The organism is Fimbriimonadia bacterium, from assembly GCA_039961735.1.
Lineage (GTDB): Bacteria > Armatimonadota > Fimbriimonadia > Fimbriimonadales > JABRVX01 > JABRVX01.
In genome coordinates, this window is sequence record JABRVX010000003.1 from 84,005 (window position 1) to 99,470 (window position 15,466).

The 15,466-nt window shown below is 61.9% G+C and carries 10 protein-coding genes; 3 read left to right on the top strand and 7 right to left on the bottom strand.

Features of this window, described 5'->3' with window-relative positions:
- Positions 1-62: 62 nt before the first annotated feature.
- On the bottom strand, positions 63-1,487 hold the full coding sequence (locus HRF45_01130) for a hypothetical protein (GenBank protein MEP0765132.1): 1,425 nt from the start codon (positions 1,485-1,487) through the stop codon (positions 63-65).
- A gap of 452 nt (positions 1,488-1,939) precedes the next feature.
- On the opposite strand from HRF45_01130, the gene HRF45_01135 reads away from it, so the two are divergent.
- From HRF45_01135 to HRF45_01145, 3 genes are all read left to right on the top strand, one after another.
- The gene (locus tag HRF45_01135) at positions 1,940-2,692 is read left to right on the top strand and encodes a hypothetical protein (GenBank protein MEP0765133.1); all 753 of its coding nucleotides are present in this window, start codon (positions 1,940-1,942) and stop codon (positions 2,690-2,692) included.
- An 86-nt stretch (positions 2,693-2,778) separates the two neighbouring features.
- Positions 2,779-3,552: a glycosyltransferase family 2 protein gene (locus HRF45_01140; protein ID MEP0765134.1), complete on the top strand. Its 774-nt coding sequence runs from the start codon at positions 2,779-2,781 to the stop codon at positions 3,550-3,552.
- Positions 3,549-4,898: an NAD(P)/FAD-dependent oxidoreductase gene (locus tag HRF45_01145; protein ID MEP0765135.1), complete on the top strand. Its 1,350-nt coding sequence runs from the start codon at positions 3,549-3,551 to the stop codon at positions 4,896-4,898. Before HRF45_01140 ends, HRF45_01145 begins: the two co-directional genes overlap by 4 nt.
- 102 nt (positions 4,899-5,000) lie before the next feature.
- Here HRF45_01145 and HRF45_01150 read toward each other — a convergent pair whose 3' ends face one another.
- From HRF45_01150 to HRF45_01175, 6 genes are all read right to left on the bottom strand, one after another.
- Positions 5,001-6,881 carry a hypothetical protein gene (locus HRF45_01150; GenBank protein MEP0765136.1) on the bottom strand — a complete coding sequence of 627 codons (1,881 nt, stop codon included), beginning with the start codon at positions 6,879-6,881 and terminating at the stop codon, positions 5,001-5,003.
- 221 nt (positions 6,882-7,102) lie between these two features.
- A complete protein-coding gene (locus tag HRF45_01155) occupies positions 7,103-8,965 on the bottom strand; it encodes a hypothetical protein (protein ID MEP0765137.1) in 1,863 nt (620 codons plus the stop codon).
- 310 nt (positions 8,966-9,275) lie between these two features.
- A complete protein-coding gene (locus tag HRF45_01160; protein MEP0765138.1) occupies positions 9,276-11,075 on the bottom strand; it encodes a carboxypeptidase regulatory-like domain-containing protein in 1,800 nt (599 codons plus the stop codon).
- An 89-nt stretch (positions 11,076-11,164) separates the two neighbouring features.
- Complete coding sequence (locus tag HRF45_01165; GenBank protein ID MEP0765139.1) at positions 11,165-13,570, bottom strand: hypothetical protein; 2,406 nt, start codon at positions 13,568-13,570, stop codon at positions 11,165-11,167.
- Positions 13,571-13,582: 12 nt separating this feature from the next.
- Complete coding sequence (locus HRF45_01170; GenBank protein MEP0765140.1) at positions 13,583-14,554, bottom strand: carbohydrate kinase family protein; 972 nt, start codon at positions 14,552-14,554, stop codon at positions 13,583-13,585.
- A complete protein-coding gene (locus tag HRF45_01175; protein ID MEP0765141.1) occupies positions 14,551-15,369 on the bottom strand; it encodes a fructose-bisphosphate aldolase in 819 nt (272 codons plus the stop codon). The genes HRF45_01170 and HRF45_01175 overlap by 4 nt, the downstream gene beginning before the upstream one ends.
- Positions 15,370-15,466 lie beyond the last annotated feature (97 nt).

The window sequence follows — 15,466 nt, forward strand, 5'->3', positions numbered from 1 at the left end:
ACAAGAGGGCGCCCCGGCCCGACCGAGCCGAGGCGCCGAGTTGCCGACTGCCGTGACTGGACCTACCGAAGCAGCAGCAACACCGTCTGCGGCGCAGCGTTGGCCTGCGCCAGCACCGATAGGCCGGACTGCTGGAGAATCTGCAGCTTAGTAAAGTTGGTGATCTCCTGGGCCACGTCCAGGTCGCGGATCTGCGACTCCGTCGCCGACAGGTTCTCCTTGGCGACACCCAGGGACCGAATCGAGGATTCCAACACGTTGCGCTGGAACGAGCCGATGTCCGAGCGTAGCGAGGATACCTTCTCGATGGCGGCATCGATGATGGACAACGCCTCCGTTGCCCCTGCCGAGGTCGTCACGTCGATAGTGCTCAGGTTCTTGCCGGACACCACCGTCGTTCCGAGCTGAGACGTGTTGACGTTGGCCAGCGACAGTGCCGTCGTGTTGTTCGCGTTCGCGCCGATCTGGAACTGCGCGCTGCCAGCCGAGATCTGTGCAACCACCGCGGCCGTCGTTGATAGCGATGCATTGCCTTGCTCGGTAAGGAGCATCGCGTTGCCATAGCGGTCTGTTAGCCGCAACCCGCTGTCACCAGAGTTCCGCCCGCCGGTGAACGCTACCGTCTCGGCTCCCGCCGAAGTCGTCACGGTCACGCTCACCACCGCGTCGCGTGCCGTGGCCGTCACTGAATCGGCAGATGCGATCAGATCTGACTTATCGTACAGCGTGATACTGTAGTTGCTGCCGTAGTTGGTCTGGTTCAGCTTTACGAAGATCTGCGTCGAGGTGGCAAACGACGCTTCCGCCGTTACACCAGTCACCCCGCTCTTCAGGTTGATCTTGTTGATGATCTCCTGGAGCGTCTCGGTCCCGTTCGAACTGATGGACACGCCGTTCAACACGAACGTGCCTGCAGCCACCACGCTCGTCAGTGCGCCGTACGTGATGTCGAGCGTTGTCGAAGCACGTGTGGCGCTGGTCACCAACGCGACCGACACGACGCCATCGGACTGAATGGAGTTTCCATTGAACGTGCCGCCGAGGCTGATTCCGGCCAGCGTCCCGGTGTCCGTCACGTTCGCGCTGATGCCCGATGAACCGTCGAGAAGTTTCTTCCCGCCGAACTGGGTGGTAGACGAGATTCGGTCGATACTCGCCAGGATAGACATGATCTGGTTCTGGTTAGCCTGCAGGGCTGCTGAGTCCAGAACACCGGTGTTGGAAGCTGCGACCGCTAGGGCGCGAGCGTCGCGCAGCAGTCGGCTGACCTCGTCCAACGCTCCTTCAGCGGTCTTGGCAAAGCTGGTCGCGTCCTGAGCGTTTCGTACAGCCTGGTCAATGCTGCCAATCTGGGCACGCAGGTTCTCCGAGATGATCAATCCCGCGGGGTCGTCCGCCGCATTGGAGATGCGCAGGCCGGTCGAGAGTCTTGTGACACTCTTCGCAAACTCGGTCTCTGCGAGGCCCAAGTTGCGCAGTGCGTTCATGGCAGAGGTATTCGTATTGATCCTGAAACCCAATGGTCTCCTCCGTGATAGGTTTCTTTGTGCCCAACCGTCGAGCTTTGCGGTTCACGCGAGCCCACTCAGGGCTCTTACGGGCACTGCAGCGCTCGACGTCCTATGTCCGCGCCCGAGCCCCTGAGGGATCATGCCTCTACCCGTTGCGTTGGAGGCTTCCCCCATCGCGCAAGCTCGTCGGCCTAATGCCGGGCTATTCGTACAGGGCATTCCACGGGCGAGGTGGAATGGGCACCCGCATGGCTGCGGGTGTTTGCCTGCAGGGCCGAAAGCCCGCACGTCATCGGGGGAGATTTGACCAGTTACCCATTCCCGCACCATAATGCGCAAAGAGAGGGGACTGTCAATGCGCCGTCAGACCGAACACTACGCCTTCGCCGGTTGCGGTGGAGGCGTCAGCGCCCAGGGTCACACCGAAGATGCCTAACGTACTCCAATGGCAGCCCGAACAGACGCCGCTTGCCGCGCTGGGGGCATCGGGGGACCCGAGCTCCGCGGTCATGCTCCTATTCCTGGTGCTGGTCCTGCCACTGGTGGTTATCCTGGCCGCCGTAGGCTTCTGGTGGCGTTACCTGCGCCTCAGGGTGTCGTGGGTAGCTAGTCTCGACGGGGTCAAAATCGAGCTTTTTAATAGCCCTGGCACCTATCTCAAGAAGATCCCCGGCGATGCCTTACTGGTACCCGTGGCAGCCGACGCCTGGCTCGGGCGCTGCATGACCAAGATTGTTAGAGACCAAGGCGGTGACGTCGTCCAAGAGCAGCTCCACGCTTCGGGGCCGTTCCAGCAGGGTGAGGCCCGTGCGGTCACGGGAGGGAAGCTGAAGGCTAAGCACGTGATCGCCTACCGCATGTACGACATTGAAAACCGAGTCACGCCGAGCCTCGCCGCGACTGCGCTGGACGCGGCGTTCTCGACCGCCGAAGGCCTCGGTGCACGCGAACTGATCTTCATGGACGTTTCTCCCGCGTTCGCCTATTCACGTGATAGGCACGACGGTGGGTTCGTGGCACGCATCGTGTTGGACGCCGTGCGGCGACACAGACGCTCGCTACGAACCGTCCGCGTGTTCATCCCGGAGCACTGGAGCTATGTGCAGTGGCTCTCGGAGGTGCGAACGGCCGCCCGCGGCGGCGCACAATCCCAACCTGCGCAAGCCACTTCAGCTTCCTAGCCCAAAAAGCTAAGACAAGGCCTCCGATTTGCCCACCTCCGGTCCGATGATCCCTTTGGAGAACATCGAAGGGAAAGGATCGGTCCATGCGTACGGAAGTCACGCCCGCACTTCGCCTGTCGTCGCTCAGCATCGTGTTCCCAGCGCACAACGAGGTGGACAACATCGAACCCCTGGTTGCAGAGGCCTCACATGTCGCGCCGCGACTGGCCGAGCGACATGAGATTATCGTGGTGGACGACGGCTCCACCGACGGCACGGGTGATCTGGCAGGCGAACTGGCTCACGATTACGCGGGCGTTCGCGTAGTGCGCAACTGGCCCAACCGCGGGTACGGTGGGGCACTGAAGGCCGGCTTCGCAGCAGCAACTGGTGAGTGGGTGTTCTTCACCGACGGTGACCGGCAGTTTCGGCTCGACGAACTACCCCAGTTCGTGGCCGCCTCCTCGCAAGCCGACCTCGTCATCGGCTATCGTCTTCGACGCAGCGACCCGCCGCACCGCTTGCTGAACGCGTGGTTGTATAAGAGATTCGTCCGTTCCCTGTTCGGCCTTCGTGTGCGCGACATAGACTGTGCGTACAAGCTGATCCGTCGCTCGGTGCTCGATGCAGCGAGGTTGGAGTCCGAGGGGGCGCTGATAAGCGCGGAGCTCCTGGTCAAGGCTCTGCGAATGGGGTGCCGTATCGTCGAACTCGGCGTCCACCACTATCCGCGGACCGCAGGCAAGCAATCGGGCGCCAACCTAGGAGTCATCCTAAAAATGTTCCGTGAGGTCCGTGCGCTCCATGGAAAGATACGGTCGTTCGAGGCTCGTGCTGCAGTCGAACCGGCAGACATCGGTGCGGAGAAGGTGGCTTGAGCAAGCCTGAGCACGTCATCGTGGTGGGGGGTGGTTTCTCTGGCCTGGGCGTTGCGTACGGCTTGGCCGAGCGAGGCGTCGAAGTAACGTTGTGCGAGGCGGACCTCGAACTCGGCGGGCTCGCAGGCACCTTCCCCGTCGGCGAGGTGCGCCTCGAAAAGTTCTACCACCACTGGTTTACGTCCGACACCGTGGCACTGGAGATGGTCCACCGCCTGGGCCTAGGTGAGAACCTGGTTCGTAAACCCACGTTCACTGGCTCGTGGTACAGCGGCCGTGTGCACCGGCTGTCTACGCCTCTCGACCTGCTTCGCTTCAGCCCCCTGCCACTCGTCGATCGCCTGCGTCTCGCGCGCCTGGTCCTTAGGGCGCGGGCCGCTGAAGACTGGCGAGAGCTAGAGCACATCACCGCTCGCGAGTGGCTGATTCGCCTTGGCGGAGAGCGAGTGTACCGAGTGGTGTGGGAACCCCTGCTGCGTGGGAAGTTCGGCGCGTACGCCGACGACATCGCCGCCGTGTGGATATGGGGAAAGCTGCGGTTGAGAGGTGGCTCACGAGGCCGTAAGCGGCAGGAGGAGCTACTGTACCTCCGGGGCGGCTTCGGACGCCTCGCCGAAGCCATGGCCGAGCATGTCGTGGCGCGGGGCGGGGAAGTGCGTCTCGACGCGCCGGTGACTCAGGTCCTGGTGAAGAGCGGCAGAGCCGAGGGAGTGCGCTTGGCCGACAGCAGAGAACTGAGTGCAGATGCCGTGGTGCTAACGCTCGCACCCGAGCAGGCCTTGGCCTTGTTGCCCCAGGTCCCCGAGCGACTATCCGCCCTGCTCGACGGCATCCCGTACCTCGCTGCGCAGTGCCTTGTCCTAGAGCTTGACCGCAGCCTGTCCGAAGCTTATTGGCTGAATGTGACGGACACCGAAGCCCCGTTCGTGGGCGTCATCGAGCACACCAACTTCGAACCTCCTGATAAGTATGCAGGCAGGCACATCGTGTACCTGTCCAAGTACCTCCCGGCGGAACACCCGGACTACCTGGCCTCCGAGCAGGCGGTTACCGAGAGGTACGTGGAACACCTGACGCGTATGTTCCCGTCCATTCGGGAAGGCTGGCTGCTACGCACGAGCCTGTGGCGAGCCCGCTACGCTCAACCCGTGGTGCTGACCGACTACGGCGGTCGTATCCCTCCGAGGCGGACCGAGGTAGAAGGACTGTGGCTGTGCAACATGGCCCAGGTGTATCCGGAGGACAGGGGTACCAACTACGCCCTGAAGCACGGCTTGGAGTGCGCCGAGCAGATGCTGCGGGCACAAGCAACTCAGCGTGTGGGTGAAGCTATCGAGGTGGCTTGAGCCCGACCCGAGAGACCTAAGGGAAGAGGCCCCGAAGTTGGACGCCGGGGCCTCTCCATTCGGAGGTTACATTACTCTAGTAACAGGTCTCGAAGACGGTGACTAGTTGTCGCCCGTCTTGCCGAAGTTCACGAGAACGATGTTGAGGTCGGCGAGACCCACCGAGCCGCTGCCGTCGTAGTCGCCCGAGCCGGTGCCGCCGAAGTTGATGAGTACCTGGTTCAGGTCGCCAAGCTCGATCTGGTTGTTGGCATTGCCGTCACCGCAGATCAGGTTGACGGTGCCGACGTTGTTCGATCCGCCGGACAGCACCACATTGCCGAGCCTCTTCCACAGGTAGTTCGGCGCACCGAAGCGCAGGTCGTAGTTGCCGGGGCCGAGGGTCAACGTGGTGGTGAAGTTGCCCGACCCGTCCAGAGTGAGGGACTTGGTCTCCAGCACGGTACCGCCGCCGACAGCGTACACCTCCAGGGTACCCGTCACGCTACCGACGTTGACATGGAACTCGAGCCCGAGCTTGCCGCTGACCGAGACGGTGGTCGGGATGAGCTGGGATATGTGGATCTTGTAGGCTTCCTTGGTGTTAGCCGGATGACTCGCGTTGTTAGGCGGATCGGCGTCGGGGTTATAGCCCACGACACCACCAGTTAGGTACACGGTACCGCTAACGGGGTCCAGGCCGACAGCCACGTTGGCACCCTTATACGGCATCTTTACGCTAGAGACAGTCCAGGTATCAGTCGTCGTATCGTAGATCTGGATGTCGTCTACGAGCGTTGCGAAGTCGTTTTCAGCCATCGTGCCGCCAAAGGCAATCAGATAGCGGTCGAGGTAGCTGATCGCGGAGGCTCGCCATCCGGTTACCGGAGGAGCCGCCTTCGGGGTGACCACGCCGGATAGCGGCACATAGGCATCGAGCCGGTTCGGCCCGCTAAGGATGTAGGCAGTACCGCCGATTCCCACTATGTTGGCGCGACGGTTCACGGTGTAACCGGCACCGATCGGGTCCTCGGTCCAAGTGTCCGTGGCGAAGTCGTAGACTTCCATGTTGTTGTCTAGGGTGTTCCAGACGAACTTATCGCCGACCTGACCACCGGCGCCTCGTGCCTCGCCACCGTAGGTTACGGAAGCGCCACTCGACCACTCGCCGGTCGCGGGGTTGTAGATGTCCACGTCTCCTGGCTTCCAGTTCGGATAGCCGCCGAAGACATAGATCTCCTTCGTCCCGTCGTTGTCCTTGTCGTATGCGCCGCAGTTGGTCTGGGCGTAGCTGAAGTTACCGTTCGACAGTAGCGGCGGGTAGGCGCCCGCGTTGTAGCCATCGGCAACGCCGCCGGGTTCCGTATCCCAGTTGTTCATGCCGGTGTGCCCGAGCGACGTGGTGATGTAGATCTTGTCGTCTGGGTCGTTGATCCAGGTGTCCGGCACGTGCATCCAACTGCAGCACGTTCCCTCGAATACCAGATAGGTTACTCCGGCATCGTACACGACCTGGTTCACGACCAGACCGAACGAGTTGTTCTCGCCGGCCTGAATGCCGCGGCCCGAAACGATCTTCACGAAGTCGCCGGGAAATATGGTGGTGCTCAGGTCGCCGAGCATGTAGACGGACAGAGCGTCGTTGTATACGACGTCCCCAGTGTTGACGAGCAGGTCCTGAGTGCCCGCAGTCTCCCAAGCAGCGCCTGTGTATGCGCTGACCTTGGACTGCCGGTTCCAGTCCCATGCGCGGGTACCTTCCTTAAGCTGAACGCGGTCCGAACCTACGCCCCAGCTCAGGTCAAACATGCCGTACCCGCCAATTACCCAGAACTTACCGTTGGCAAACGTGCTGGCCGAGCCCATGGTCGGCACCGCATAGTTGCCGATAGAGTCGCCGTAGGACCAGACGCAGGGGTCGTCGGCGATCTGAGTCCACTGCGCCACAGCGGCGCCACAAAGGGCCGATGCGACGAGCAGGGTTGAAATCCCTCGTCGTACCATCGAAGTTCGATGCTCCTTTCTAAATGGAGGCCTGTTGGCTTTGCAGTCATTATATCGCACCTTCGTTCACGAAGCATCCGTTGAACAGAGCAAAGTTGCGGAAATCTGCTGGTTAAGAGGTCGAAGGGTCGAAAGACCCTGGTACGGAAGTGTCGCAAAGCGTCGGTCCAGCGCCCAACGGGCGCTGGACCGTGAGCTAACTTAGTGACAAACGTCAGCGACTAGCTGTCGCCGGCTTTGCCGAAGTTCACGAGAACGATATTCAGGTCGGCGAGACCCACCGAACCACTGCCGTCGTAGTCGCCCGAACCAGTGCCACCGAAGTTGATGAGTACCTGGTTGAGGTCGCCAAGCTCGATCTGGTTGTTAGCGTTGCCGTCACCGCAGATCAGGTTGACGGTGCCAACGTTGTTGGTGCCACCAGAGAGGCTGACGTTGCTCAGCCTCTTCCACAGGTAGTTCGGCGCGCCGAAGCGCAGGTCGTAGGTTCCGGGAGCGACGCCCAAGTCCACGCTGAAGTTGCCCGACCCGTCCAGAGTGAGCGACTTCGTCTCGAGTAGCCCGCCACCGCCAGCGCCGTAGACCTGCAGGGTGCCGGTCACGCTGCCAACGTTGACATGGAACTCGAGACCGAGCTTACCCGTTACCGTGACGGTGGTCGGGATGAGCTGCGACACATGGATCTTGTACGCATCGTTGACCCAGACGACGGACTCATTGAGACCGTTCGCGAAGTAGATCGTTCCGTCCGGAGCGATGGCCGCCGAGGCCGTGCTCGCCTTGTAGGGAGTCTTGATGGACGAAACGGTCCAGGTGTCGTTCACGGTGTCGTAGATCTGGATCGCGTCCGTAGCAGAACCTGCGCCACCCCCCGTGCGGCCGGCCAGCAGGATAATGTACTGTCCGTACTTTACGATTGCGCCCTGGTTGGCGGTCACGGGCGGCGGGGTCTTCTTGACCCAAGTGCCGTCGTTGAGGTCAACCACCAGCGTGGTGTGAAGCCACGCGGGCGGGCTCGCGCCGTCCCAGCCCCAGAACACGTAGAGCTTGTCGCCGACCACTTCGCAGTGCTTCATCAGCGGCATACCGGCGGTAGCGTCACCGGGGTTCAGGATGTCCATGTCGGACCAGGTCTCGGTGGACAGGTCGTAGGTGAACAGCTTGAACCAGGTCGGCGTTGCACCGCTCTGCTGCGTGATCCAGTAGAACTTGTTACCGCTCTGGACGCCGCCGGGAGCCGGAGCATCGATGCCGGGGAATGCGCTCAAGTAGTCGTTGTCGCCAGCATCGCGCCAGTCGTTGGTCGCGTAGTTGTATACGTCAACGCTGTGCGGTACCCAGTGCGGATAGCCGCCGAAGATAAAGATCTCCTGGATGCCGTCCGCGTCGGTGTCCCAAGCTGCGCACATGTTGGTGTAGGACTGGTAGCCGTGAGACTCGAAGGGCGGCATGCTGCCTCTCGCAGGCCACTGGATCAGTCCGTTGAGCCCGGAGACCGTGACCTTGAAGAAGCGATCACCAGAGCCACCGAGCCACCAGTAGCAGACGCCATTGGCGCCACGTCGCACGAACTTGACCTCTCCGATACCGTCCGCGAAGGTGACGGATTCGACTTCGCCGTAGCAAGCGGCCGAATCGTCTGCAGCGATCACCTTGATCCAGTCGCCCGGAAAGATGACGCCGGTAAGGTCGCTGAGCGTCAGCATGGTATCTTCGTCGAGCTGGCCGGTGTCGGAAGTGGCTACTAACTGCGACTGCGTGCTTGCGGTCTCCCAAGTGTTGGTGACCGGGTCGTACAGGCTCATCTTGGAATGGCGGTTGGTGGTTGCCCAGTTCTTAGGCGTGTCCCGCCAACCGTCCTCCGTGTAGTCCGTGCCCGAGCGACCGCCCAGGATGTTGAACTTGCCGTTCGCGAAAACGGTGAAGGTGCGGTAAACGTTCAGCACCTGCGAATTGGTGGGTGTGAAGATGCTGTCCCCGTATGGCCAAACGGACGGATCATTCGGGATCGCCGTCCACTGGGCGGCTGCGAGGCCCACCAGACCGAGGGAGAGAACGATGGATGCGATACTGCGTCGTATCATCCTCAGATAGGTGCTCCTTTTCTAGTTTGAAGCCGGAAGGCTGCATACCCATTATACAGCAAGTTTATCGTTTAGTTATACTAAACATTTGACTTTCTTCCCTGAAAACCGCCGGAGAATGAAAGTTAACAATTCTAAAGGGCCGCAGCCACTCACGCTATTAACCCGCGTTGATGACCGAATACGAACGATGATTAGGACCAAAGGACTTAAGCGGTTTACCGGCACAGCGGCTTGTAGGAGTCCAAAGCAGAGTGGGAAGCCGCAGAGATGGTGCTCTGTCGCGCACGACCTCAGAACGAACCGCTCACTAGTTGTCACCCTGCTTACTGAAGTTGACGAGAACGATGTTGAGATCGGCAAGGCCGACGTGCCCGTCGCCGTCGTAGTCGCCGATTCCTGACTTCGCGAAGTTGATGAGGACGATGTTGAGATCGGCCAGATCCACCTGGTTGTTGCCGCTTCCGTCGCCGTTCAACAATGCGATGGTGCCGACTGCGTTGTCTCCGCGCGACAGGGTCACGCTGCTCAAGCGCTTGGCCAGGAAGTTCTGGGCGAGAAAGCGCAGATCATAGACGCCGGGCGAGATCCCTAGCGGGGCGACGAATCCTCCGGTAGCGCTGAGCTCCACAGACGCGGCAGCTATGGGCTCCGTACCCCCCGGAGCGAAAACCTGAACTGCGGCCGGCACGCCCGAAGGGTCCAGGTGGAACTCGAGGTCGAGCACGCCGGAAATCCCACTCGTGAGGAGTGATGAAGCCTGGATGGAATAGGCATCGTTCCGCCATAAGACATTGTGATCGAGTCCGCCGGTTACGTAGACGATTCCCTCTGGCGAAATGCCTGCAGCAACGCCGCTCGCACGGTAGGGCAACCGGTACGGCGACACGAACCACGTGTCGCGGGTCGTGTCGTATACCTGGATGGCATCTACTGCGGTAGACGCGCCACTGCCGGATCGTCCGCCAAACAGTATCACATAATCGCCGTAGCGTACGGACGCACCCTGGTTAGCAGTAATCGGTGGAGGCGCGAGGGTCGCGAAGCTCCCCTGCAACACATCGTAGCGCACCGTTTTCTTCGAAGAGGAGTCGCCTCCGAAGTAGTAAACTGCGCCGCTCGGACCTATCTCGGGGAAGCCCTGGCCGGTGCACAGGAAGTCGAGCGTTAGGCCCGGCACGAGGTCGAGTGTCCATGTGTCGGAGAGCAGGTCGTACACCTGTACCTGGCCGCCTTCGTCCCGCCCCATCCAGCAGAACAAATCGCCCACCTGCGCTCCGGCAGCACGCTGTTCGTTGACCGACCCTGGAAGGTTACCGCTCGCTCTAGACCAGGAGTTGGTGGCTGGGTCGTACACGTCCACGTTGTTGGGGGTCCAGTGCGGGTAGCCGGAGAAAAGGTAAATCTCCTTCTCGCCGTCGCCATCCCTATCGTGCGCCGCGACCATCGTGTGGTTGCCTGCCTGATAACCCTCTCCCGCGCGTGCCACGTCCAGCTCGTTACCGTTGTTGATGGGCGTCGGGCCCACGACCGTCACAATAAACACTTTGTCGCCGGGTTTCGGGCTCCATGTAGGTGGCACCGTGCCTCGAGAGAGGGTTACGGTCGTCGCCATGCCGTCGAACGAGAGGCTAGCTACTCTCCCTACGAACGACTTCACCTCGCCCGGCACTATGCCATCGCCCGACTCGACACGAATCTGGTCGTCCACTGCGAGGTCGTCGGTGACATCGCCCTGCACCAGGAAGCTGCTCGCATCCAGACGCACGACTTCACCGGTGTAGGCGAGCTGCGACTGCACCCCACCACCTTCCCACGTGCCGGAGACGGGGTCGAGAACACTCGCATGAGAGTGCCGGTTCGAGTTGGGCCAGACGATGAGGCCCTCTTCGTAGTCGAACCCCGAGCGGCCGCCGAACACGTAGAACTTGCCGTTGGCGAACACCGAGAAAGAGCGGCTGAGGCTGATCTGCTGGCTGTTCGCAGGTTGCGAGATGCTATCGGCGTAGGGCCAGATGCAGGGGTCCGGGGGCAGGGCGGTCCACTGCGCAACTGCGGTGGCGCAGACCGATACGATGCAGATGCCAAGCCAGATGATGCGAGCTGTCATGGCGATGCGGACTCCTTTCCAAATCGAGGCCACCGCCACTCGCGGCGACCCTGTGCATTATAACGTGATCCGGCGAGTTTGCTGCCCTCCTATGGCGCCCAGGGGTCGATCGCTCCGTAGGGGTAGGCGCCGTCAATCCGAGCAAAGAACATGCTCCGGTTGGTGATCACTTCGACCCCATACAACACCCCTTGGGGGGCGACGTGGAGAGACGCGCGCCAGGCATCGCCCGAAAGCTGCATCGCGTCGCGCGTCCAATCGGCCTCCGACCGAAATGGCTTGGACAGCAAGCGCACGGCCATGATGCGCTCGTCCCGCCCAAGGCCGCTGATCCGGGCCGCCACCTCCACCGTCTGCTCTCCGCGCAACCTGTCCACGGCAGTGACCTCGACCGAAACACGGATGTTTGCACCATCCCCCATCGGCCTGTTCTGCACGCCCGGTGGCTTGTCCGACACCGGCATCGCCACGAAGTCCTTCTCGTCCTGATCGAACAGCTTCACGGACTGCGACCACTGATAGGTCTCCGTGTGCATACGAAGGCGGTCTATGATCGGGCGGAAGTGCCTGTCCCCCTCCTCGGCTAGAGCAACCCAGGCAGCTTTCGATTTTGCTGTCAGCTCCCGCGCCGCCTCGACGCGCTTCCGGTCGGAAGTGACCTCGGCCAGCGCGTACTCGGTAGCTGCGCGGAGCCGCGTGGCATAGTAGCGCGCGAGCAGCACGAGCATCCTCGCATCGGTCTTGAGGTCGTCCAGCGATTTGCTCGCTCCGGACGGAATCGCTCGTTGCCTACCTTCAGTCTCCGCTGCCATGCGCTCCAGCATCTCCGCAGCCTGCACCGGAGTGCGGCGACCCGTGAAGTTGCCTGTGGTCACCTCGCGCGCGTACTCAGCGCATCCCATCGCGAAGTACGTGTCGAACGGGAGGGCGCGCGCCCACTGACGAATGGACCCGCCCCACTCCAGCTCCGGAGCGTGATCCCTGTGGTCCGGGCCCAGTGAGAACTGCGTCTTGATGGTGGGTAGGATGCGACTCATGCTCTGCAGCAGTCGGTACGCCGCGTCCCCGTGTTTGCCGCCCCACTGCCGCTTGGCCTCCATGCGGAACAGGTCTTCTGTAGTCCCTGGATCGTAACCCAGGCGACCCCACATCAGATACCACAGCGGGTTCCGCTCGTACTCCCAACGGAACATCGGCTCGGGGTGCAGGAAATCGTCCATCGGGTAGTAGGTGCAGAAAGGCTCCACCGTGAAACCTACCGAGCCGGCCAAGTTCGTCGTCTTGACACACGCCCGTATATGCTCGTAGTCCGCCCATTGAAACACTCGGTTCGTACCGTTCGCGCGGATCTGCCAGATCACTTTGTACTGACGCGGATAGAACAGGTAGTCCTGATACGAGTAGTCTCGCCATCCTGCCATACGCCCGCCTGCCAGGTGCCATGGCGGACCCATCTGCTCCCCGTTGTATTTGATCTCGATCAGGAACTTGTCGGGATACATCGCCCCCAGCTCCATCAGCTTCTCTTTCTTTGCTCCCCACGTACGTGTGTAGAGCGGTAGCGGCCTGCCCATTTCCTCGAGTGCGGCCACGTAGCTCTTGGCATAGAAGTCCTCGCCATAGCCCGACTCGCCGATGCGGAACCCTATCATCGCAAGGTCCGGGCAGCGCTCGATGATCTGCTTCAGCCCCTCTTTGGTATAGGAGATGAAGTCGTCCACGGAGCGTTCTGGCGCTTGGCGGCAGCCCGGCCAGTTCCAACCGCCGGTGTAGTTCATGATCCCGACCCGGATGCCACGTTGCTTCGCCATGGTGCACACTTTGGCCAGCATCTGCATGTTCTTCTCGGCCTGAGCCGGCTCCATGCCCACGTCCGGGTACTTTTTGCTCACCACGAAGTATGGCCACATGTTTGGGAAGCGCGTGGTCTGCAGGTCGTACATGCCGTGCAGATCCAACAGGTTGATGCGTGCGCGCGCCAACAGGTCGAGATATCCGCGCCAGAACTCCTCGTCGGTGAACCACCAGTGCTCCCAATCGCGCTTGCCTTCCGCGTCCGCGCGTGGGATGGAGAGGAACGGGTTGACGGCGCGCACCTCTATGGCCGGTGTGTGTGTTTCAGCCTTGTTAGGGAAGGCGCCTGCGATGCCCTTCATGCGCACTCGCTCCGCCAGATCGAGCAGGGCGTACATGAGGCCGATCTCGCCGCCCCCCTTGCAGACGACTCCTGCCGAGTAGGGCTCGAAGACATAATCCTCGGCATTCATCTCAGACACGGCCATCGCGGGAAGTGGGTAGCGGCGTGCGACAACCGCTATCATCTTCTTGTCGCCATCGGCCCACGTGTGCACGTTGACCTCTGTGCGACGCTCGGCCAAGGCATCACGCAACTCACCTGCGGCAAAGGCCGCCGGCTCGCAACCCGACGGTATCATGATCTGGATAGGCTCTGCGATTAGAGACGTTGCTACGCTCAGAGCGCAAAGGAATATCATGCCGAACCTCCCTCAGTCTGTGCTGCGCTGATTCGTCAGCAACTGCTCGAAGCTACCCTCGCCGAGCTGGTCCTCCAACAACTGCATAACCGCCGAGAGTGACGTTACGCCGTGGTGGCTCAGTCGAGTGGTGCACAGCGCGCCCACTGCGTTGGCAAAGGCCAAGTTCGCACGCAGTGGCCACTCGTGGGCCAGTCCGTACAGAAAGCCCGCCGCGAAAGAGTCTCCCGCACAAGTCGTGTCAATCACAGGCACCCGGAATGCCGCGACGTGAAGCGAACCCTGCGCTGTCACCGCCGTCGAGCCTCCAGCTCCCTGTTTCACCACCACCACCTGTGGGCCGAAAGCTAACAGTGACCGTCCAATCGCCTGGGTATCCTCCTCGCCGGTCAACATACGTCCTTCCATCTCGTTCGTCATCAGAACGCGAACGTGCGGGAGCGCGGGTCTCAGGTGCTCGATCCAAACACCTCGTGCGTCCCAGTCGGTGTCTAGCGTGGTGATGCACCCGGCCTCGCTAGCACGCCGTAGCACGGATGCTATGTCCAGGTTCACTAGCTTCATCGCACCGCCGATGTGCACGATGCGCACGCCGTCGAACAGCGAATCGGGGATCACGTCATCCGTTAGCTGTTCGTTGGCTCCCGGGCGGCACAAGAATGACCTTTCGCCGGAGGATTCTATCAGCCCGATTACAGCCGAAGTTAGGTACTTCTCCGTCCGTCTTACCGTGCTCACATCCACACCTACGGCCTTTAGGTCTGCCAGCACGGAGTCTCCGAGACGATCCGTACCGATTTGTCCCGCCACTGCCACCGACATCCCGAGTTTGGCTAGCACCGACGCGCAGTTTGCCGCGCAGCCACCGGCAACCAACGCCAGGTCCTCGACGAGGATCGAAGTCCCAGGCATGGGCATCGAATCTGCGGGGCGCACCACCACGTCGGCAACCAGCAGGCCAACGCACAGGATGCGCTCGTTCACAGTGCGTACCTCTTCGCGGCATCCTCTGCATGGGTGCCTTCGTGCACCACTGCGCAGAGGGCACGGAGGATTTCCTTGCGGTTTGGTCGCTGCCACACGTTCCGACCGTAGATCACGCCCTTGGCTCCAGCCTCCAGCCCCGCCTCTGTCATCTCGAGCAGGCCGACGGGCGTATCCGCGCACGGGCCGCCCGCGATCACCACGGGAACCGTGGCGGTGGCGGTCACCTGACGGAAGCTCTCGGCGGAGCCCGTGTACACGGTTTTGATGGCGTCGGCACCGTGCTCGGCACCAACTCGGGCGGCCAGCGCAACCTGTTCGGTCAGCTCTGCCTCGCTTGGCGGCGTGTCGGCAGGCCCGAAGTGCCCCGCCAAGGCTGCGGCAGGGATCATCTCGGCGAACAGCGGCAGGCCCCAGCGCTCGCACTCCTCCGCTGTCTCCCCGAGCTTTCGGAGCAGATCGTCCTCATTCTCCACCCCCACGTACACGTTCAGGACGCACGCGTCGGCGCCCCCGGCCAGCGCGGCCTCCACACTCGAGAAGCGCTGGAACCGAGTGAGATGCGAACCCAATCGCGTCGCCGTACCGTCTAGCCGGGCAATGACCCCCAATTGCCCGATGACTCCTGAAACCCTCCGCAGTGTCGCGAGAGTGAGCAGCAGCCCGTCCGCGGGGGTCTCGGCGGTGTCCCGCACCAGAACTACCGGGTCCTCCACGCCCTCCATCGGGCCGAAGAACAACGGGTGGTCCATGGGGAGGATCACGCACCGACCCTTCGGGAACAACCTGCGCATCCTTATCTGCTTCGCACTCATGTGGGGTTCGTCTCCTGCGACCTGCCTGCCACGGGATTCGAGGGCGAGGCGTCTTCGCCTGCACGTCACGCGCGCGCCGGTACAATCGGCCCTACGG